Source organism: Paenimyroides viscosum (assembly GCF_003858535.1).
Lineage (GTDB): Bacteria > Bacteroidota > Bacteroidia > Flavobacteriales > Flavobacteriaceae > Flavobacterium > Flavobacterium viscosum.
Genome location: NZ_RQTJ01000026.1, coordinates 4,244 through 27,171 on the forward strand (window position 1 = coordinate 4,244; position 22,928 = coordinate 27,171).

Below are 22,928 nucleotides of genomic sequence, written 5' to 3' on the forward strand. Positions count from 1 at the left end.
TTGTTGTAATTGTTGCAGTTTGCCACGTTTCCAACGGCTAGTTACTATGCCGTAATGACGGATGCGCACAAAACGTTTGGGCAAAATATGTAAGCTAAATCGCCTTGTGAACTCTTCGTTTTTTAAGGTGAGTTGCTTGGTTTTACTTCCGTCTTTATAATCTTTATAGTTGATGGTAACTTCTTGTTCGGTTATGTTCTTTATCCGATGATTGCTTATCGCAACTTTGTGGGTATATCTGCCTAAATATTCAATCACTTGCTTGGGTCCACCAAAAGGACGCTTGGCATAAACCACCCAATTCTTTTCAAACAAACCTTGTAAGAGTTGAGGATCTACTAATTTTTCTTTGCGCAACAATGCTACATATTTGGCCCGAAAAACCTTACTCAAAGCTTTTACTGCAAACAAATATTTATCGGTTTTTATCTTGCGTTTCCAATTGCCATTTGCTCCAATTCCCCCACCTGGAATAATGCAGTGCAAGTGCGGATGCAAACTTAAATTTTGTCCCCATGTATGCAGAATGGCGATCATTCCTAATTGCAATCCTTCCGTTTTTCCAAATTGAGACAACGTAGCCCAAGTTGCTTCAAATAGTATTCTATACATGATTTGAGGATGCGAGATGGCTAAACCATTAAGCGTATCAGGCAAGGTAAACACCAAATGATAATACGAACAAGGTAATAAATCTTGTTCGCGAGCCTGAATCCATTCTTCGCGTTTGTGTCCTTTCCATACTCGGACCAATCGCCTTTGCGATTTCCGTATGGGATGGCTTTCAGAGTACGCTCACACAGTGGCTCACTAGGTACGTCAGTGTGTATCTCTGGCTACCGGTTTCAGATCTGTTCAGTTCCATGCTTGCAAGGATACAATCACTCATATTGGAGCGGGATATTGAGATGCTCGCCGATCCGAGTTATATCCCCGATACCAGTAATACCGTGTACATCATATTTATGATCATCGGCATTATCGGATACTTTACGATACCTACCGTAACAGGTTGGATTATTCAGGCCGGAGGTGCAGGAAACTTTACACGAAATGTAAATCAGACAGCAATGAAAGCCGGAAATATAGCAAGTGCCGGAGCAGGTTCTGCCGCAGGTAATATAGGTGGTCAGGTAGTTGGAGAAACTGCAAAAAGTCTTTCAGAACGTTTCGGTAAAGTATTGCAAAAACGGCAAAGCATATCGATCAATAGAAATGATACATCAACTTCTATTTCTACACAATTAGACAGTTTGATCCCAGCTTCTAAAATTTCTACACTCACACAAGGTATGTTTGTCGGTGCTGTTTCGGATAACTTTGAGGAACGTATCGATCAAAAAATCTTTCATGCTGAAATAGTTGTCGATAATGATAAGGTTGCCGCAGAAACCAAAGCTTATCAAAAGATACCAGAAATTTTATTCTTTGTTGATGAAAATGGGACAGACAATATGAAGCAAGAAATAGAAAACAATTATAAACAGATAAAACAGGACATCGTTCAGATTGTAGAAAAGGAATTAGAACGTATCAAAAATGATCCTGACTTACAGCATTTGGTGCAGAAATAAAACTGAATCCAACATTTATTGGAAAGTTGATACAGCTAGCAAGGATAAGTGTTAACCGTTACATCCGATGGTGAAACTGAACAGCAGATGAAACAGACAATTCCTGAAATAAAGAAATCAATACCTAAGTATTATAGGGTTTGATAATATAATTATCGTTCCTTACGCACATATTTATTAAAAAAAAGGATTCTTATAAAAAAATAGTATAAATTTGCATAGCGATGAAGCTTATTATAAGCAAGGTATATGTCTAACTTACTAAAGATATTCTTAAGTATATGCTTACTGGGGGTTTTTCTAATTCCAGGAGAGGCTTTGGCATGCTCATCTCATAAAACCGAAATCGTTAAAAAAGATAAGTCTTGTTGCGATCATTCTTCTGATCATCAAAGTAAACAGGCTTGTAAAAAGAACTGTTGCAAAGATAGCGAGGGCGATTCCGGTTGTTCAGGAGCTTGTGATGCAAAATCCTGTCACAATTCTTCTCCTACACACTGCATTCAGAATCTTAAATATTCTCATAACATTTTCTTTTTTAAGAACGAAAAATCATACTCATTCTATAAACAACCCTATTATTCTTCAGGGGTTTATTCCATTTGGCAACCGCCTAAAATAGGTTAAAACTATGGCTTGATAGCCACAGGTAGGTCTTGTCGAGAACTAAATACAGTTTTCGACACTCATCTTATATCTTAATTATCTAAAATTTTCAAAATGAAATCATTATCAAAAATAGTGATGGTAATCGTCGTATTACTATCATCCATGAACAGTTTTGCGCAAATCAAAAATGCGAAAACAGAAACCGTAAAAATATATGGCAATTGCGATATGTGTAAAGCCAATATCGAAAAAGCTGGTAACGTGAACAAAGTAGCCAACGTAGAATGGAATGAAGATACTAAAATGGCTACGTTTACTTATGATGCTAATAAAACGAATCAAGATGAAATACTTAAACGTATTGCTTTAGCAGGGTACGACAGTGACAACTTCTTAGCTCCTGATGATGTATATACCAAATTGCCTGAATGTTGCCAATATGATCGAGTGGCTAAGCCAGTTGTAAAAGCTAAAGATGCGGATATGCTGATGCATAATGAGCATAAAGGCCATAACGATATGAACCAAACAAAAGTTACTGCCGCTCAAGAGGGACAACAGTTAAAAGCTGTTTTCGATAATTATTACTTGGTAAAAGATGCGTTGGTGAAAACCGATGCAGGTAATTCATTTGCAAAGGCCGCTGAACTGGTAAAAGCAATTAAAGCGGTAGAAATGACAAAACTTTCAAACGAAGAACATGCCGTTTGGATGAAGGCATTGAAAGATTTAACGGACAATGCTGGAAATATTGCCGCAACCAAAGATATTTCAAAACAAAGGGAAGCCTTTGCATTGCTGTCTAAATATATGTATGAGTTAACCAAAGTATCAAAGCAAGAAACACCTGTTTACTATCAGCATTGCCCAATGTATAATAGTGGTAAAGGTGCAAATTGGTTAAGCAAGGAAGAAGCGGTTAAAAACCCATATTACGGCAATAAGATGCTGACATGTGGAAATATTATTGAAACTATCAAATAATTAATCACAATATGAAGATTATTTTATTCGCTTTGATGATTTTAGCTACACTAACTTCTTGTAGCGGAAACTCCAATGAAACCTCGAAAAAGAAAGAGCAAAACGTAATGGATAGCAATCCAAATGTTTTTAACAAAGGGGATATCGTGCCTAATGATTTGGTTTGCATGGTAAATAATGAATACATGGGTAAGAAGCAATTCGAAGTAGAGTTTGAAGGAAAGACATATTATGGTTGTTGCCAAATGTGTAAAGAACGTATACCTAAGGATGAATCGGTTCGTGTCGCAATTGACCCTTTTTCAAAAAAGCATGTAGATAAAGCAGCTGCGCTGATAGCTATTACGGGTAATAATGGAGAGGTTTCCTATTTTGAAAATAAAGCAACATTTACAAATTATATAAAACAGTTTTAACAATTAACAAAAATCATGACAATGAAACATTTATTTTTAGGCTTAATCGCCTCATCAATACTGGCTTTAACAGCATGTAACGGAAATACAGAGAAAAAAACCGCAAGTACAGAGCAAACTTCTGCTCCTGTAACTGAAACGACACCTTCAGCTAACAGTACAGAAAACCCTGAACAGGGCAATTTTTCTGAATTGTTTTCTCACTACCAACATCTCACATTTGCATTGTCGTCAGATAATGATAAAGAAGCCGCTAATGCATCCAAAGGAATGCTAGAAGCCCTTTCAAAAATCAAATCAGATGGATTCAGTGCCGAAGACAAGGCAACCTATAAAGATATTGCTTCGGACATTAAAGAACATGCAGAACATATTGCTGACAATATTGGCAATATCGCTCACCAACGTGAGCATTTAGTGATACTGAGCAAGGATTTCTACGATATAGCAAAGACATTTACTACCGAAAAGCCTTTATATAAAGTCTTTTGCCCGATGTATAATGACAACAAAGGAGCTTATTGGCTGAGTGATAGTAAGGAAATCAAAAATCCATACTACGGAGAAGAAATGATTACATGTGGAGAGATCCAAGAAGAAATATAGTAAATCAAAGATTTTTTAGCATGCAGGTTTCAATGATAATCTGTATGCTAAATTAATATGTCAAAACTGTATATGTATGTTTAATAATATTATTAAATACTTTCTTAATAATAGATTGATTACCATTCTATTGCTGATTGTATTAATCACTTGGGGACTAATTACAGCCCCCTTTAATTGGCATCAAAACCTTTTGCCAAGCGATCCCGTTTCGGTAGACGCTATTCCAGACATCGGCGACAACCAGCAGATTGTAGCAACAGAATGGATGGGGAGATCTCCTAAAGATATCCAAGAACAAATCACTTATCCCCTAACGACATCCCTTCTGGGAATTCCTGGAGTAAAAACAATTCGAAGCAGTTCTATGTTCGGAATGTCATTCCTTTATATCATATTCGAGGAAGATGTCGAATTTTATTGGAGCCGTTCCCGAATATTAGAAAAACTAAATTCATTACCTGCGGGCACACTTCCAACCGGAGTTATACCTTCACTGGGGCCGGATGCTACAGCATTAGGACAGGTCTATTGGTATACATTAGAAGCACGTAACCCTGAAACGGGTGAACCTACTGGCGGCTGGGATCCTGATGAATTGCGTACAATTCAGGATTTCTACGCCAAGTATAACTTAGCGGCATCAGAAGGAGTTTCGGAAGTTGCTTCCATTGGTGGATTTGTGAAAGAATATCAGGTTGATATCAAGCCTGACGCAATGCGTGCTTATAATGTGTCCGTAATGGATATTATGTCTGCAATTCAAAACAGCAACCTTGATATTGGTGCAGAAACGATCGAAATAAACAAAGCTGAATACTTAGTACGCGGATTAGGTTATATCAAAAGTGTTAAAGACCTGGAAGATGCTGTTATAACCGTAAGAAATAACATGCCCGTAAAAATCAAAGATGTAGGGTATGTGAACTTAGGGCCAAGTACACGACGTGGAGGACTGGATAAGGAAGGTATCGAGGCTGTTGGAGGTGTAGTCGTTGCTCGATATGGAGCAAATCCAATGGAGGTAATAAATAATGTTAAGGCAAAAATCAAACAAATGGAAGCAGGTCTTCCTCAAAAAACATTGGCGGATGGTACAATTTCCAAAGTAACGGTAGTTCCTTTCTATGACCGCTCAGGATTAATTCAGGAAACAATCGGAACTTTAGAAAATGCATTAGCTCATGAAATACTGATTTGTATTATCGTTGTCATCGTATTGGTCATCAATCTACGCGCATCTATCTTGATCTCAAGTATCCTACCAATTGGTGTGTTAGTCACATTCATTATCATGAGGCAAATGGGTGTAGAGGCAAATATCGTGGCTCTTTCGGGGATAGCGATTGCTATCGGGGTTATGGTCGATGTTGGGATCGTCTTTATAGAAAGTATCCTCAGGTATATGGATGAAGAACGTGCTAAGGGTATTGAAAGCCGTGGAAAAGCATTTATAAGCTTAATTACCAAAGCTGTATCCGAAGTGTCGGGAGCACTGTCTACCGCTATGCTGACTACAATCATCAGTTTTTTACCTGTCTTTATGATGGAAGCACAAGAAGGCAAACTGTTTAAACCTTTGGCTTATACTAAGACTTTTGCTTTAACTTCAGCTTTTATACTGGGAATCATTGTATTACCTACCCTTGCTTATTATGTTTATTCAATCAGATTAAATAGCAAAAAGTTGCGACAAGTTGCGAATTATTTCTTAGTGGCAGCAGGTATTGGACTTTGGATATACTCGGGTGTTTCTGTAGCATTTGCATTGACCTTGATCGGAATAAATAATCTATTTACACCGAATTGGAAAGGGGAAAAATTTGCTAACTACATCAATGTAGCAATTACGCTTTTTGTAGCGATGTATTACTTGACGGTAGAATGGTTACCGCTCGGTACGCAAGCCAGTATGCCACTAAACTTTGTGTTCGTTTTCCTCTCAATCGGAATAATCTTGGGCATGTTATGGGTATTGGTAATTTACTACGAACAGATTTTGCGTTGGTCACTTGCCAATCGGTGGAAGTTTATGGCCATTCCACTTATAACCTTAGTATTCGGATTGTTGTCTTGGATGGGTACGGAAAGAAGCTTCGGCTTTGTAGCAAAAGGATTCGAAACTATCGGATGGAAGTCGTTTAAGGAAACTACTTTCTGGCAGAAATCAACCGAAACGTTCCCAGGAATTGGAGAGGAATTTATGCCAAGTTTAAATGAAGGCTCTTTCTTGCTAATGCCGACAAGTATGCCACATACTGGCATTGAACAAAACCTGCAATTTATCCGAACCTTGGACAAACGTATTCAAAATATCCCAGAGGTTGAAATCACAGTCGGTAAATGGGGACGTGTAAACTCTGCTCTTGACCCAGCACCGACCCAAATGTTTGAAAACACGATCAATTATATGCCGGAATATATTTTAGATAAAAATGGGCATCGAGAGCGTTTTAAAACAAATAAAGATGGACACTTTGAACTGATTAATGGAGATACGTACCATCTTGATCAGGGATTTAGACAAATTCCACGAGATAGTCTAATAGCAGACAAGAGTGGTAAGTTTTTCCGACAATGGCGTCCCGAAATCAAAACGGCAGACGACATTTGGCAGGAAATTGTTAATGTTTCTCACTTACCTGGTTTGACTTCTGCACCAAAACTACAGCCCATAGAAGCTAGAATGGTGATGCTATCCACTGGTATGAGGGCTCCTATGGGGTTAAAGGTATCTGGTCCCGATCTTGAGTCGATAGAAGCAGGAGGTAAAGCTTTGGAAACTGCTTTGAAAGATATTCCATCAATCATGCCATCCACTGTCTTCTATGACCGTGCAGTAGGTGCACCTTATATTGAATTGCACCTAAACCGAGACAAAATGGCTAGGTATGGCATTACAGTAGCAGACCTTCAAGAAGTGATTAGTGCAGCCATAGGCGGTATGTCATTGACGAGTACAGTTGAAGGCAGGGAGCGTTTTCCAGTTCGTTTACGATATCCCCGTGAATTAAGAGATGATCCTGATGCCTTACGGAAAATAATCATACCTACAGCTACGGGTATACAAATACCGTTGGGTGATGTTGTGGACATTGAATACGCGAAGGGATCTCAAATGATTCAAAGTGAAAATACGTTTTTGATAGGCTACGTCATATTTGACAAAATAAGTGGAAAAGCTGAAGTAGAGGTTGTGCGTGAAGCGGATAATCTCTTAAAGGAAAAAATAGCTTCTGGGGAATTGACTTTGCCAAAGGGAGTGACTTATGTTTTTGCAGGTAATTATGAGCAACAAGAACGTGCGTCGAAACGCCTGTTACTCATTGTGCCGATGAGTTTATTAGCCATTTTGCTAATTCTATACTTCCAATTCCGAACAATTACTGCTTCCTTAATACATTTTTCAGGTGTATTTGTAGCGCTTGCAGGAGGTTTTATATTGTTATGGCTGTATGGACAGCCATGGTTCATGGATTTTTCCGTTGGTGGCATGAACATGAGGGATCTATTTCAAATGCATAGTGTCAATCTTAGTATAGCAGTTTGGGTGGGTTTCATCGCTTTGTTTGGATTAGCTACGAGTGACGGTGTTTTGATGGGAACATACATACACGATACTTTTGTCGCCCGAAACCCAAGATCAAAAGAAGAGATTAGGGAAGCTGTTATATATGCTGGATTAAAACGTGTGAGACCCGCAGCGATGACTACTGCTACCGCATTAATCGCACTTCTACCAGTGTTAACATCTACTGGAAAGGGAGCAGAAATAATGATACCGATGGCGATCCCAACGTTCGGAGGAATGTTGATTCAATCCATGACCATGTTTGTGGTTCCTGTATTTCAATGTTGGTGGAGAGAATCGGTCATTAGAAAGGAAAACAGGTCTAAAAATAAAAATCAAATAACTGATGAAAACGAATAACACACATATATATATAGTTACGATCCTGTTTGTAGGGCTAGGTTTCTTTTCGAATGCTTTCGCTCAGGAGCAAACGAACGATTCACTATCACACTACATAAAGGTTGCGATAGAAAATAACCCAGGCGTAAAGTCACAAAGCTTAGCGCATGAGGCCTTCCTTGAAAAGATCCCGCAAGCGGGAGCTTTTCAGGATCCGGAACTATCTTTGGAAGCATACACCATGCCCATGGATATTGTTGGTGGTCGCTCCTTTGGGAATGTCAGTTTGATGCAGATGTTTCCTTGGTTTGGTACAAGAAAAGCAGCCCGTATAGAAGCAACGCATATGGCCAATATGCAAGATCAGCAATATCAGGAAGCGGTAAATAATCTGATTCTGCAAGTCAGCACTCAATGGTACACGATGCAAAAACTTAACGAACAGTTACACAATAATGAGGAAAATAAAAAAATATTAGATCAATTGGAACAATTGGCTTTAAGGAAGTTTTCTGCGCCATCTAACACCGCCCAGCCAAATGCAACTCCGACCGTTACCAGTAAGGTTTCTTCATCTCCTTCTAGATCCACCGCCTCATCAGGTATGGGTGGAATGAATATGGGAAGCAGTTCGACAAGTGCTCCAGCTACTACCCCTAGCATGAATATGTCGTCCGGAGCTGGAATGGGTGGAATGTCGGGTGGTTCAGGCTCAGGTATGTCGGAGGTACTCCGGATTCAATTGGAGATTGCTGAAATTGAAAACAATATTGAAAGCCTTTATTCTCAAATCAAAGCTGAAAAAGCAAAATTCAACGCATTGTTAAATAGAGAGGCCACTGAAGAAGTTGTGTTGGGTAAGGAGATTCAAAAAGTAGGCTTCTTATACAGCGAAAAAGAAGCGTTGGCCACTATTGAGCAAAACAACCCTATGCTTGGAATGATTTCAGAAGAAGGTTTGGCTTTCAAAGCTAAAGCTGAGATGGATAGAAAAATGAGTTATCCCATGATTGGTATCGGTGTTGAATATATGGTTGTTGGGAAAACCAATAACATGATGCTTGCAATGGAAGGTATGAATGGAAAAGATATGATTATGCCCATGGTTTCTGTGAGCTTGCCACTCTTCCGTAAAAAGTACAACGCTCAACAAAAGGAAAGCGAACTATGGCGAAAATCAAGTGAAGAAAACTTTAAAAACACCTTCAACATCCTAAAAAGCGAGTATTATAGCTTCAAAAGCCAATTGGATGATGCAGAACGGGTGGTGCAATTATATGACAAGCAGACAACTCTTGCCCAAACGACTTATAACTTAATTGTAAAAGAGTTTATAACTGGCAAAAGTGATCTAACAAATGTCATTCAGGTACAGCGACAATTGTTGGACTATCAACTTAAAAAAGCAGAAGCTATTGCGAATTATAACACGATGGTTGTGTCAATTAAGAAATTATTAGCAGACAATAAATAACGAAACTATTCAAAATTATTAGTAATGAATAAACTGAAAAATATACTTAGAAATAAGGTAGTAACTTACGGAGCTATTCTGCTGGCTGGATTACTACTCGGCTGGGCAATATTTGGGGGCAATGAGTCCCATGATCATGGTCATGATCTTGAAATGGAGGTAACTGAGGACGGAGCTACCGTATGGACATGCTCTATGCACCCACAGATCAAGATGAATAAACCGGGTAAATGTCCGCTATGTGCAATGGATCTGATCCCACTGAAAACATCTGGAGGCGGAGATGATGTGGTTGACGATGATGCGATTCAGATGTCAAAAGAGGCTATCGCATTGGCAAATATCCAAACTTCCATGGTTGGGCATCAGGACGCTGTCAAGGATGTACAATTGTACGGCACCATTCAAGTGGATGAACGCTTACAGCAATCCCAGACTTCCCACGTCAATGGCCGTATTGAGAATCTATATGTAACCTTTACCGGTGAGTCGGTTAAGGAAGGTCAATTGATAGCCAGGATTTATTCCCCTGATTTATTGACAGCACAACAGGAACTGCTGGAAGCAGCAAAATTGCAAGATATGCAACCCTTATTACTTGATGCAGCTAAAGAAAAGCTGCGTTTATGGAAAGTGTCAGAAGACCAAATAAATAAGATTCTACAATCTAAAACCGTTTCCCCCTATGTAAATATCCACGCTAGTACTAGTGGTGTTGTTTTAACAAAAAATGTGAATCAGGGCGATTACATTAACCAAGGTAGTGTGTTATATACCATTACGAATCTTTCAAAACTGTGGGCAATTTTTGATGCTTATGAAACCGACTTACCTTTTTTGAAAGTTGGCGATCAGTTGGAATATAGCTTACAGAGCCTACCTGGAAAAATATATAAGGGTCGCATAGCTTTTATTAATCCAATCATTGATGCAACCTCTAGAACTGCAAAGATTAGAGTTGAAGCTGATAATAGAGACCGTAATCTAAAACCTGAGATGTATGCTACAGGGCATATTTCAGCTCCTTTGAAAGGAAAGGGTAAGGAGATAGTCATTCCTAAGTCAGCAGTTCTATGGACAGGAAAGCGTTCGATCGTATACGTCAAACAACCAAATACATCAACGCCAGCCTTTAAACTTCGGGAGATTATTTTGGGACCTTCATTAGGTGACCAATACGCTGTTTTATCGGGATTAGAAAATGGTGAGGAAATTGTCACAAAGGGGGCTTTCACGGTAGATGCAAGTGCACAACTTGAAGGTAAAGTCAGTATGATGAACAATGATCAGTCACCGATAGAAACCGAACACGATGATATGGAAAGTAGCGTTGTTAAAACACACGACATGTTAAAAGTCTCCGGAAATTGTGAGATGTGCAAAAGCCGAATCGAAAAAGCAGCGAAAGGTGTTAAAGGAGTGATTTCAGCAAATTGGGACGTAAAAGCCAAAATCATCCATTTGGATTTCAATTCAAAAGTCACCTCTAAGGGTGCCATAAGCAAAGCCATTGCCAATGTCGGTCATGACACCGAATTGGACAAGGCTTCTAAAGCGACTTATGATGGTTTACCGAGTTGTTGTTTGTATGCTCGTTAAGCATTAGTAATCTAATTAGTTCGTTATGGAAGGTACGAGAAAAAAAAATGCAATCTCTAAATCAAAACTAATCCTAATGGTTTTGCTAGCTGTTTTAATATTAATTCAGCTAGTAAGACCTCAAAAGAATACAGCAGCCATTCCAGCGGGAAAAGCTTTTGTTGATACTTTTAAAGTTAGTGAACAGGTTAATGCTATTTTGGCTGTTTCTTGTTATGATTGTCACAGCAACAACACGGATTATCCTTGGTACAGTGAGATTCAGCCCATGGCTTGGTTCATGGATAAGCATATAAAAGATGGAAAGGAAAAGTTGAACTTTGATGAATTACCTTCTTATGGTTCCCGGAGACTAAATTCAAAATTTACGCAAATTACCAAGCAAATTGAACAAGATAAAATGCCATTAACCTCTTATTTATGGATGCATGAGGGTGCTCGTTTGAGCATGGAAGATAAGAAGCTGTTGGTTGATTACTTTAATTCATTAACAGATAATTAGTAAATTTAGGATATTAATTGAACAGGTAGAGCCTTCTACTCACCTGTTCAATTTACCACCAATGAAATATTTTTAAAACTATTATTATGAAAAAATACACATGCCCAATGCACCCTCAAGTTCTCAAAGATGAGCCGGGGAAATGTCCATTATGTGGAATGGCTTTAGTTCCCTTTGGAAAAACTAGTGGTCACAATCACAGCCATCATAAACACGGGGAACATCAGGGTTCAGCAGACCAACATGATAAACATGAAGGTCATCATACACCTGATTTCCTGAAAAGATTTTGGATAAGTTTAATTATTACCATACCTATTCTTGCGCTTTCACACATGATCCAAGAGTGGTTTGGATTCAATCTGAAATTTACTGGTGACAAATACGTGCTTTTTGCCCTTGGGACTTTGATTTATCTGTATGGTGGTATGCCGTTCTTAAAAGGGATGATTGGAGAAATTAAGGCAAAAGCCATTGGGATGATGACCCTAGTAGCAATTGCTATTTCAGTGGCTTATTTTTACTCTACGGCAGTAGTATTTGGTCTTCAGGGTATGGATTTCTATTGGGAACTGGCAACGCTGATCGTAATTATGTTGCTTGGCCACTGGTTGGAAATGCTTTCGCAAATGGCAGCATCCAGAGCTCTTCAAACTTTGGTAGCGCTTTTGCCAAATGAAGTAACGGTGGAACGAGACGGTGAAGCTGTGAAAATAAAGTTGGAAGAATTGGTTAACAACGATATTGTTATTATCAAACCCGGAGAGAAAGTACCAGCAGATGGAGATGTTATTGATGGTCTTTCTTATGTAAACGAAAGTATGCTTACAGGGGAAAGTGTTCCAGTGAAAAAGGAAGCCAAATCAACGGTTATAGCTGGAGCCATAAACGGGGATGGAGCGCTAAAAATAAAAGCGACAGGAGTCGGAAAAGACACCTATCTAAACAAGGTGATCAATCTTGTGCAAGATGCGCAAAGTGCAAAGTCGAATACACAAAACCTGGCAGATAAAGTTGCCAAATGGCTTACTTTTATTGCAATTGGAGTCGGTGTAGGAACATTTGTTTATTGGTATAATTCAAGTGGAGATATGGCATTCGCATTAGAAAGAATGGTAACTTTAATGGTCACTGCATGTCCCCATGCTTTAGGAGTAGCGATTCCTTTAGTAGTCGCTATTTCGACTACGCTATCAGCAACCAATGGACTACTTATACGGAACCGGACAGCATTTGAAATTACCCGTAATTTAACGACCATTATTTTTGATAAAACGGGGACATTGACAGAGGGTTCTCATGCTGTGCAAAGAGTCATTCCTTTAGACAGTTTTACCGAAGATGAGATCATCCAGTATGCCGCCGCTGTGCAGCAAAACTCTGAGCACCACATTGCAAAGGGGATGATAAAACTTCTCAAAGAAAAAGAGCTTCAATTATGGAAGTCTGATCATTTCCAATACATGCAGGGAATAGGTGTTAAAGGCACGGTAAATGGGAAAGAAGTTGTAGCTGCTGGGCCAAATTATTTTACGGAAAACAAAATTGAGAAACCAACGATCCCTTCGGAAATTGATCAGGACACAGAAACTATAAACTATGTATTCATTGAAGGTAAGGTGATCGGTATCATTACCCTTGCAGATCGTATAAGAGAAGGATCCCAAGATGCCATACGTCAACTTAAAGAAATGGGAATAAAATCATTTCTTCTAACCGGTGATAATGAAAAAATTGCGGCATCGGTTTCCAATAAATTAGGAATGGATGGATTTTTAGCGAATGTCCTGCCACATCATAAACAGGAAAAAGTAAAAGAATTTCAAGCGAAAGGTGAAATTGTTGCTATGACTGGTGACGGGGTCAATGATGCACCTGCATTGGCACAGGCTAATGTCGGAATCGCTGTGGGATCCGGAACAGATGTGGCTGCCGAAACAGCTGATATCATTCTAGTAAACAGTGATCCTAGAGATGTTGTCAAAATGATAGATTTTGGAAAGCGAACCTACAGAAAAATGATACAAAATCTGATATGGGCAGTAGGTTATAATGTCATCGCAATTCCACTGGCAGCAGGTATTCTGTATCCGAATTTCATGTTAAGTCCAGCTATGGGAGCTGTTTTAATGAGCGCTAGTACCATCGTTGTAGCATTTAATGCAACCTTACTAAAACTGAATAGGAAATAGAAGATTAAAATTATAACTCGAAATGGAAAATACCGTATCGCAAATAATGGTAACCAAAAGTGATGGACGTATCGTGTCTTTTGATCCGAATAAGATCATAAGAGTTCTACGCAAAGTGGGAGCTGAAGAACAGAATATCTCCTTGATTTTACAGCAAACGTATAAAATACTTTATGAAGGTATCCCAACAAAAAAAATCTACAAATCTGTATTTGATAACCTGAAGAGGATGGATAAATCCATGGCAGGGAGATATAACCTTAAGAATGCAATCTTTGCATTAGGACCTTCGGGATTTCCCTTTGAAAAATATGTCGGCTCGCTTTTTATTGCAGAAGGGTATTCCGTAAAAACAGGAGTTTCCGTGTCAGGCAAATGTGTGGAGCACGAGGTGGATGTAATTGCAGAAAATATATCGGAATTGAATATGATGGAATGTAAGTTTCATTCGACAAACAGGATATACTGTAGTATACAGCACTCGTTGTATGTTCGGGCAAGATTTTGGGATATAGAAAACATTTGGAAAGAAGAAAGTTTCGATTCGTCAAAGATGTTTTTTGGATGGCTCGTGACCAACACTAGATTTTCTACAGATGCTATTACCTATGGTAACTGTTCTAATTTAAAGATGATGTCTTGGGATTTTCCACTTAATAATGGTTTGAGAGACAGAATTGACAAATTGGGATTGCATCCGATTACAGCCATAGTGTCGTTGTTAAAAAAAGAGAAACAAAAGCTTCTGGACATGGGTGTTGTTCTTTGTAGAAGCCTGAATGCCGATATATTAAAGAGTCTGGGTATTGACGAAAGTAGAATACCCGATATTATGAAGGAGTCTACTAATTTATGCAGAAAAAATAAATATAACACAGATTAAGTCAAAGGGTTTGTCAAGTATTAATAAAAAACATTCAAATGAAAATTAAAATATACACATTGCTATCAGCATTCATGTTGATTCATCTAGGTATTCATGCTCAAACAGGGCATTTACCAGAGGATAAAGATCAAAAGGTTATTCCTGTTCTTTCCAAAAAAGATATCAAGGGAGGGAAAGTCGTAAAGTATGATCTTTATGTAAAAGACACATTGGTAAACTATGCGGGCAAAGAAAAAAGAGCGATTGCTGTTAATGGGCAAATACCAATGCCTACACTCACCTTTACAGAAGGAGATACGGCTGAAATTGTGGTTCATAACCAATTAAAGGAAAGCACCTCGTTACACTGGCACGGAATATTCCTGCCTAACAAAGAAGACGGAGTGCCTTGGCTTACACAAAAGCCAATCGAGGCAGGTGCTACATATACCTATCGTTTTCCGATTATCCAGCATGGAACTCATTGGTATCATTCTCATTCTGGTTTACAAGAACAGATTGGAATGTATGGCAGTCTCATTTTGAAGAAAAAAGACGATGATAAAACCTTTAGAAAAGGAATCGATGATTTGCCTACTGTTCCCATCATTTTAAGCGAATGGACCAACCTTAATCCTAATAACATCAATCGGATGTTGCATAATGCCAATGATTGGGCGGCTATTAAAAAAAATGCAACACAATCTTATGCGGAAGCAATTAAAGAGGGACATTTTAAAACAAAACTGACCAACGAATGGAAACGTATGTTGGCGATGGACGTTAGTGATGTGTATTATGATAAAATATTAATTAACGGAAATCATTCCACAGATTTGAAAACAGTTGATGGACGAGCACTAAAAGCAGGCGATAAAGTGCGGTTGCGAGTTTCAAATGGCGGAGCATCATCCTATTTTTGGTTACGATATGCTGGGGGTAAAATAACAGTTGTAGCAAATGACGGAAATGATGTTGAACCTGTTGAAGTAGATCGATTAATTATAGCTGTGTCTGAAACTTACGATATTGTAGTCACCATTCCAGAAGATGGTGTTGCTTATGAATTTTTAGCCACTACGGAAGATAGAACGCAATCGGCAAGTTACTACGTAGGTAATGGTATCAAACAACTCATTTCGCCACTGCCAAAATTGAAATATTTTGAAGGGATGAAGATGATGAACGATATGATGAAGATGAACGGTGATCTAGATGATATGGGGATGAAGATGAGTCTGAACAAAATGGATATGAATGTGGTCATGTACCCTGAAATTACTGGGGAGGCTAAAGAAGATCATAGCCAACATAACATGGAGAATAATGCCAATCGTTACGATGCAAATGCCTTAGGAGAAATCAAAACGTTGAATTATGCAATGTTGGAATCACCATATAATACTGAACTTCCCAAGGATGCACCGATCAAAGAATTAAAATTTACCCTAACGGGAAATATGAACCGTTATGTATGGAGCATGGATAATAAAATTCTTTCAGAAGTTGATAAAATCCCAGTAAAAAAAGGAGAAATTCTTAGAATTACGATTCATAACAATTCAATGATGCGTCACCCCATGCATTTACATGGTTTTGATTTCAGGGTCATCAATGGTAAAGGAGAAAAATCACCACTTAAAAATGTGTTGGATATCATGCCAATGGAAACGGATACCATAGAGTTTTTAGCAAATGTAGAGGGAGATTGGTTTTTCCACTGTCATATCTTATATCACATGATGTCTGGTATGAACAGGGTTTTTGCTGTTGATGATTACGAAAATCCTTATTTACCCAACAAAAAGCAAGCCTATAAAAAGTTGCAGAGAGAAAGCAATATGCCTCACTTTATGATTGAAAACGACTTTGCAACGAATGGAAATGACGGTGGAGCGATGTTGCAAAATGCAAGATGGTCATTAGGTACAGAATGGCGTTTAGGATACAACAGTATGCACGGCTATGAAGTAGAAACCCATTTGGGAAGGTATATTGGTAAGATGCAATGGTTTATGCCTTTTGTCGGTTTTGATTATCGTTACCGAAAAATGGGAGAAGACGAGCATGAAAAAAACATATTTGGACAAACCAACAAGAAAGACACACGTAGAGCGGTCAGCTTAGGATTTATGTACACTTTACCTATGTTGGTCAATTTTCAGGCAGAAGTTTATCACGACGGTATTGTAAGATTACAGTTAATGCGTGAAGATATTCCTATTTCAAAAAGATTAAGGGGAGGTTTCATGGTCAATACCGATTTAGAGTACATGGCAGAGCTTAGGTATATTATCAATAAAAACATTGGCATTCGTACTCACTACGATAGCGATATGGGTTTTGGAGCCGGGCTTGCGTTGACATATTAAAGGGTATTAGCTGGATGATGCCTAAATCTGACAGATTTAGGCATCTCTATTAGTAAACCAAATTTTAAGACTTCAAAATGAATAAATTTTATACACAAACACTTTTTAAGCTGGAAACAGAAATCGACGAATTAGAAATTGAAGCTGATTGCCCAATCCAAAGGATAGAAACCGCTATACTTTGATTCGTGTGGATTGTTTTATTCTGTTTTTAATTTTAAGTGGGAAATTAGGGAAATGAGAAATTATTTTATCCGAAAAAGCAACTGTACGCATCTTCTTTTATAATTTGCAACAACTGTTGAATATTACTGCTTGTTGGGAAAGGTTCGTACAACTCCCATTTTCCACTGGCACGCATCCAATACAGTTTCCATTCTCTAGTAGATTTAATATAACGTATTTTTGCAAATTCACTGTTTATTGTCTCTTCCCGGTTGTTCCACTTTGGACGGATATCATACAATATAGCAATGTTGTTCTGCCAAGTAAAGTCGTAATTTAATTGTTTTAGAACTTCTGTATCTTGTGGTCGCAATTGTTCGACAAAGTGATTTAAATACTGTGCTGTTATATCAAATTTTTTATCCATCCTTTATATTTTAATTCTACTGATATTAATGGGTGATCGCTGCAAATTTTGCAAGTAGTTCCAAGTTCTATGTTCATTTGTCCGATGAGGTCAAGGATGACTCCGTCCAAATCTATATAGATTCGTTTTTTAGTGTTCATAAGTGTTTGTTTTATTACCAATGTCTAGTGGTGCATTTGGTGTAAGGGTTTGGTGTAAATATACTAAATGTTAATGAAGTTGTGATGAGGCAGTTCGGAAGGCTCACTGTCCGGAAATGGGAAATGTTTAAGTGTTGAGTTGTTGAATCGTTTATATGATGGGTGCTGGATGTTTGGTGCGGGGTGTACCTTCGACACTTCGATGCTTCGATTAACTCAGCAACCGCGGGCTCAGTGACCGCGGGCTCAGGCATCGTTGGAAGGATTTTGTCCCACGGATGCACAGATTATGACTTGATTTGTTGTGCGTGAAATTACGTTGATATCTTAGAAATATACACAGATTCTGAATGTTGTACATTGAGTTGTTTACATTATCTACTTTATTAAGATGATTTGTCAGCTTTTCTTTTCTTTACTTGTGCGACCCCTTGTCAAGCAAGGGGTGACAGCGCTGTTGTGTTGAATTAGCTTTGCTCCCCACATACTCTGCTGCATGTATTTTCGAATTTTGGACTTCGTACTCGGGTGTTTAACTGCTTATCTGTTTAAATGTTTAACTGTTGGGTTGAAGGATTATATTGCCACTGGTAAATTTCTCTATCATATTGGTTATAAAGGGAAATGGTTATATGAGAGAAAAAGCTATGGCAGTTTAATGTTTAGACTATTTCAGCGACCGAAACTAAGTAACAGTAATGGGATTGACAAACTATAACTTGATCTGTTTAATTTATTTAGTAATTTTAACCGAAAAATTTTATTTATGAAATTAACTTTTACCTTACTAACGTTATTAATGTTAAGTTACTGCTACGCACAAGATAAGAACTGTTCTTACTTTAGGACGGGTACATTTTCTTATGCAGATAAAGATATGCCTTATCGTATTGTAAGGGATGAAGGAATACAAGTTGAAACTAATACAGATACCGGCGATGAACTACATACATCGGTTGAATGGAAATCGGACTGTGAATATATTCTTACCTACATTAAAATCAAGTATCCAAAGAGGGATATGAATTACTTATTAGGTACAAAAATATTTGTAAAAATTCTTGAAACAAACGGAAACCGTATGAAGATACATGTTAAGAGTAATGTTTTAGATAATGAATATGAATTTATAAAGGTAGATAATACTTTTACTGAATAAATTAAGGATTAGACAACAATAATTAATCTAAGTAGTGCTTACTAAAACATTTATTTTATGAAACAAATCATACTTACTTTCGCTTCTTTTTGTTTACAATATTTGCAATGCACAAACCACCTTTAAAAACGAACGATTAGGCTTTTCTATAGACCAACCTAACAAATGGATTGTTGCTGAGGAAGGTGAGACCGTTCAAAATCTGGAAGAACACATTAAGCTTGACAAAGCAACTTTAAAAAAGCTTATTGATACCCATAAAGGTACCTACCAGGTGGTAACCTTTTTTAAATACCCCATTAACAGCAGACATGGTGTAATACCTACCATTAAGATTGTATTGAAAAATAACGGTACAGCGTCTTTTGAGGATTTTAAGAAAAGTATTGAAAGAAGTTTTTCGGGTATGAAGGATATTTTTCCTGACTTTAAGTTCATAGAACAACCAACCGTTAAATATATAGACGGCAAGCAGTGTGTTTTTGCCATGTGCGATTACACACTAACAGCCCACAACGGACAAGAAAAGGTTAAAATTATGGTATATGCCGTACCTGTAAATGATTCTTTTTATCAGATTACCTTTATGGATTCAGAAAAAGAAGACAACAGCAAGCTTTTTGAAAAGATTATTGAATCGACTGATATTCAGGAATAAAATGTTGAACTTTTGATGGGTTGTAATAGGAAGATCTGGCTTTGGGATCTCCGTTGTTAGTAAATTGATACCTTTCGGTTTCTATGTACTTTTTAGACAAAAAGTACCAAAAGTCTTTTCTTTTTGATCTTGCCTCGGTCTAAAATCGGTTAAATAATGTCTTACAAGCTAACTAATCGCAGTTCGCTACTTCGACGAGCTCAGCAACTATACGCTCACTGACCGACCGATTAGTTTACGCTTGTTTCAACAATTTAATCCCGACAACCGATCGGGACAGGCTATCCGATTTGATACCAATGGCGCTTTGAATTCGTGTGGATTGTATGTATTGTGTTTTTAAGTTTAAATGTATCCCCCCGACCAACTACATCTTTGATTGTTCAGTTATTTTTTTATAATTCTGCGGATAAAGATCTTTTAGATTTTTGTGGTTGATGGATTGAATATTTTCCAAAGTGTACTTAAGCCAATTGTATGGATTAACTTCGTGCTTTTTACAAATAGCAAAAAACGAATAAATCATGGCTGCACGTTGGGCTGCATCGTGACTTCCGGCGAATAAATAATTTTTTCGACCTAAAGCTAACGGACGAATAGCGTTTTCTACCAAATTATTGTCGATTTGCAAATTGCCATCGTATAAATAAGCAGACAACGCATCCCATCTGGCATTAGCGTAAGCCATAGCTTTGCCGATTTGACTTTTAGGGAGTGTGTTTTTGATCTGTTCAAAAATCCATTTTCCGAGCTCGTTGATGTTTTTAAGCGAATTAGATAATCGTAAATTTTTGATTGTTTCAGCCGAAAGATTTTCTTCTTTGGCTTTTCGTTCTACAGCGTATAATTTTTGGATAAGCAACAAAGCTTTTTCAGCTTTGGGTTTATCGTTATCCAGCGCTTTTTCAAACTCACGGCGGGCATGTGCCCAGCAAGCCAGGTGTGTGACCCCCTCTTTTCGGGCATACTTTTCGTATACGGCGTAGCCATCGGTTTGCAGGTAACCAGCAAAATCTTTTAAAATTGGTAAAGGTGCACTGCTGCCTCGCGTTGGACTATAATCGAACAACACGGTGCCTTCAAGCGGTGCGTGATACACCCAATAATAACCTTGGTGGGTGGCGCCTTTTTTGTCGCTATCCAACACTTTTATCGGACTTTCATCAACCTGTAAATAGCCTTTTGATTTGGTATCGAAAACCAACTGTTCATAAAGCGGTTCAAGTTTATTGAGGGCTTCTTTGGTCCAACCTTCAATAGTGGATGAAGCTATTTGGATGTTTTCTCTCGAAAATCGCTGCTTTTGGCGATACAATGGCAAATGATCTACATATTTATCGGTCAAAATCATCGATAAAAGTCCGGCACCTGGGATGCCTTTGTCAATTACTCTCTCCGGAAGTTCTCCAATTACAACACCTTGACCATTTTTAGCGGCATATTTGTAGCGAATGTAGCGTTTGATGTAAAATCGGGCAGGTTGGCATTCCAATTCTTCGGTGATTTCTTTGCCGATACAAACCATTTCAGAAAGATCTTCTTGAGGAAAAATTTCGATTTCTTCCACATCAAGATGCGATGGCAATTTGGCGCGACCTTTATGATTGGGGCGTTTGCGCTGGTAGGCAATTTTTTCTTTGATGATTTCTTCTTGCTCGGAAGCTTTTTCAGCAGTAACATCAAACGGAAGTGCCATTTGATCAGGATTTCCTTCAAAACGCTCACGCTTTTGACCAAATTGCATACGTTTGTACATCTCAATTTGGGCTTTTAGATATTCGCGCTCTTTTAAAAGTGTATCTTTTTCTACGGAAAGAATATCAACTTCTTTTGAAAGAGAATCGTTTTCCTGCGAAAGGGAATTTATCTCAGAATCACGACTAGAAAGCAGCTCTAAAAGCGCTTGTTTTGACAGGTTTTCTAGTTCGTTTTTCATGGTATAAAAGTACAATTTTTAGGCTTTTGTGCAAGAAAAAAAGTTGGTTTTAAGGCAATAAAAACCGTTTTTTTTGAATACTTTTTATCACTTGAATTCCTTCAATCATTAAAACAAGATGGCTCCAGCTCAGTTCATTTTTCTGAGTTTTCGAAATCGGAAAAGTACCTTGTTCCAAACGTTTGTAATACAGCACAAATCCGCCATTTTCCCAATGCAACAGTTTTATATGGGTTCTATTTCGGTTTAAAAACACAAAAACTTCGCCGCTTGTCGCTTGCCGTTGCATCACCGAACTAACCAATCCGCAGAGGCCGTCAAACGATTTTCGCATATCGCAACAACCGTCGTACAAGTAAAATCGGTGCGAAGAACCAAGCGAAAACATCTAGTAAAGCTTGATTAATTGCGATAAAAGCGCCAAATTGTTGGCTACTTTGAGTCGCACGCCATTGGGATAAATTAACTCTATCTCATCTTGCGAAGTTTCTTCTTCGATGGCAATGAATTTCCCCGTTTTGGATTTTTTTTCATCGCTTCGTTCTAACCAATAATAAAAAACAGCTTCGTTAATTCCGTTTTCTTTACAATAAGCGCGTTTGCTTTTTCCGCTTTGTTGCCAATCGGCTATCATAGCCAATCTTTGAGTTCTGTTGTCTTGTATTGTCATGCTACAAAACTAAATCAGCTTTTTAATTAGCGCAATATGGGGTTCGTCGGGGGGATACAAAATGATGATGTCCCTGAATTAAACAACCTTATCAATGAAGAAAAAATTAATTCCATAAAAGAAACAATTGCTATGGAAAAACAAATCTTAAAACAAAAAGAAGAACATGACAAGAGAATAGTGGAGTTTAAAGAAAAATGTTTAAGTAGTTGGGATGGTTCTCACAGGGAACTTGTAAAATACGTTAAGAAAAACATGCATAACCCGAAAAGTTTTGAACACGTAGAAACACAATACGGAGTAACTGGAGATTATGCAGGTCTTGTAATGATTTATAGAGGTACTAATTCTTTTGGAGCAACTGTTTCAAACAGCATAAAAGCTAAAGTTAGTTTAGAAGATTGTTCTGTTATTTCAATTGAAGATTAATACTACTGTTTTTATATTTTTAATTTAAGGGGCTTTATGCCTCTTTTTTCTTTATAGTAAATCGTCAGCAAAAAGTATAATTCGCTTTCTTTTTACATGATAATAATAAAAGTCCATTTAAAATGAGGCTTTCAAGATTGTCCCGAACAAATCTCGAAACTTAAAACAATAAAAGAAGATTTTTGAATAAGTAAAATAGGATACTATTAGACGGTACTAATTCACGAAAATCACGTAA

The 22,928-nt window shown here is 37.9% G+C and carries 18 protein-coding genes and 1 pseudogene; 14 read left to right on the top strand and 5 right to left on the bottom strand.

Annotated elements, in window-relative coordinates:
* Positions 1–738: pseudogene (locus EG242_RS10985) on the bottom strand (IS91 family transposase); the annotation flags it as partial.
* Between the two features lie 227 nt (positions 739–965).
* Here EG242_RS10985 and EG242_RS15160 point away from each other — a divergent pair.
* The 11 genes from EG242_RS15160 to EG242_RS11040 all read left to right on the top strand — a co-directional run bounded on the left by EG242_RS15160 (position 966) and on the right by EG242_RS11040 (position 17,106).
* A complete protein-coding gene (locus EG242_RS15160) occupies positions 966–1,574 on the top strand; it encodes a hypothetical protein (protein WP_262673904.1) in 609 nt (202 codons plus the stop codon).
* A gap of 720 nt (positions 1,575–2,294) precedes the next feature.
* On the top strand, positions 2,295–3,167 hold the full coding sequence (locus EG242_RS10995; RefSeq protein ID WP_124899920.1) for a DUF3347 domain-containing protein: 873 nt from the start codon (positions 2,295–2,297) through the stop codon (positions 3,165–3,167).
* Positions 3,168–3,178: 11 nt separating this feature from the next.
* Complete coding sequence (locus tag EG242_RS11000) at positions 3,179–3,583, top strand: hypothetical protein (protein WP_124899921.1); 405 nt, start codon at positions 3,179–3,181, stop codon at positions 3,581–3,583.
* Positions 3,584–3,604: 21 nt separating this feature from the next.
* The gene (locus EG242_RS11005) at positions 3,605–4,189 is read left to right on the top strand and encodes a DUF3347 domain-containing protein (protein ID WP_235831903.1); all 585 of its coding nucleotides are present in this window, start codon (positions 3,605–3,607) and stop codon (positions 4,187–4,189) included.
* 76 nt (positions 4,190–4,265) lie between these two features.
* Entirely contained in the window at positions 4,266–8,120 is a 3,855-nt protein-coding gene (locus tag EG242_RS11010; RefSeq protein WP_124899923.1) for an efflux RND transporter permease subunit, read from the top strand.
* Positions 8,107–9,576: a TolC family protein gene (locus tag EG242_RS11015; RefSeq protein ID WP_124899924.1), complete on the top strand. Its 1,470-nt coding sequence runs from the start codon at positions 8,107–8,109 to the stop codon at positions 9,574–9,576. Before EG242_RS11010 ends, EG242_RS11015 begins: the two co-directional genes overlap by 14 nt.
* A 24-nt stretch (positions 9,577–9,600) precedes the next feature.
* Positions 9,601–11,175, top strand: coding sequence for an efflux RND transporter periplasmic adaptor subunit (locus EG242_RS11020; protein ID WP_124899925.1), 1,575 nt, complete (start codon positions 9,601–9,603; stop codon positions 11,173–11,175).
* Positions 11,176–11,200: 25 nt separating this feature from the next.
* A complete protein-coding gene (locus tag EG242_RS11025; RefSeq protein WP_124899926.1) occupies positions 11,201–11,677 on the top strand; it encodes a heme-binding domain-containing protein in 477 nt (158 codons plus the stop codon).
* Positions 11,678–11,763: 86 nt separating this feature from the next.
* Positions 11,764–13,869: a heavy metal translocating P-type ATPase gene (locus EG242_RS11030; RefSeq protein WP_124899927.1), complete on the top strand. Its 2,106-nt coding sequence runs from the start codon at positions 11,764–11,766 to the stop codon at positions 13,867–13,869.
* A gap of 22 nt (positions 13,870–13,891) precedes the next feature.
* Entirely contained in the window at positions 13,892–14,752 is an 861-nt protein-coding gene (locus tag EG242_RS11035) for an ATP cone domain-containing protein (RefSeq protein WP_124899928.1), read from the top strand.
* Positions 14,753–14,892: 140 nt separating this feature from the next.
* Entirely contained in the window at positions 14,893–17,106 is a 2,214-nt protein-coding gene (locus EG242_RS11040; RefSeq protein ID WP_397258810.1) for a multicopper oxidase family protein, read from the top strand.
* 250 nt (positions 17,107–17,356) lie between these two features.
* Here EG242_RS11040 and EG242_RS11050 read toward each other — a convergent pair whose 3' ends face one another.
* Positions 17,357–17,698 carry a DUF3024 domain-containing protein gene (locus EG242_RS11050; RefSeq protein ID WP_124899929.1) on the bottom strand — a complete coding sequence of 114 codons (342 nt, stop codon included), beginning with the start codon at positions 17,696–17,698 and terminating at the stop codon, positions 17,357–17,359.
* A gap of 906 nt (positions 17,699–18,604) precedes the next feature.
* On the opposite strand from EG242_RS11050, the gene EG242_RS11055 reads away from it, so the two are divergent.
* A complete protein-coding gene (locus EG242_RS11055) occupies positions 18,605–18,997 on the top strand; it encodes a hypothetical protein (protein WP_124899930.1) in 393 nt (130 codons plus the stop codon).
* A gap of 100 nt (positions 18,998–19,097) precedes the next feature.
* A complete protein-coding gene (locus EG242_RS15250) occupies positions 19,098–19,655 on the top strand; it encodes a PsbP-related protein (protein ID WP_397258813.1) in 558 nt (185 codons plus the stop codon).
* A 367-nt stretch (positions 19,656–20,022) separates the two neighbouring features.
* Here the strand turns inward: EG242_RS15250 and tnpC are convergent, their stop codons facing one another.
* From tnpC to tnpA, 3 genes are read right to left on the bottom strand one after another with little or no spacing between them, the layout of a single operon-like run.
* Entirely contained in the window at positions 20,023–21,591 is a 1,569-nt protein-coding gene (gene tnpC / locus EG242_RS11065) for an IS66 family transposase (protein WP_124899932.1), read from the bottom strand.
* 49 nt (positions 21,592–21,640) lie between these two features.
* The gene (tnpB, locus tag EG242_RS11070) at positions 21,641–21,979 is read right to left on the bottom strand and encodes an IS66 family insertion sequence element accessory protein TnpB (protein WP_124899933.1); all 339 of its coding nucleotides are present in this window, start codon (positions 21,977–21,979) and stop codon (positions 21,641–21,643) included.
* Positions 21,980–22,261, bottom strand: a complete 282-nt coding sequence (gene tnpA, locus EG242_RS11075; protein WP_124899934.1) for an IS66 family insertion sequence element accessory protein TnpA — start codon at positions 22,259–22,261, stop codon at positions 21,980–21,982.
* A 132-nt stretch (positions 22,262–22,393) separates the two neighbouring features.
* On the opposite strand from tnpA, the gene EG242_RS11080 reads away from it, so the two are divergent.
* The gene (locus tag EG242_RS11080; protein WP_124899935.1) at positions 22,394–22,690 is read left to right on the top strand and encodes a hypothetical protein; all 297 of its coding nucleotides are present in this window, start codon (positions 22,394–22,396) and stop codon (positions 22,688–22,690) included.
* The last annotated feature ends 238 nt before the right edge of the window (positions 22,691–22,928 follow it).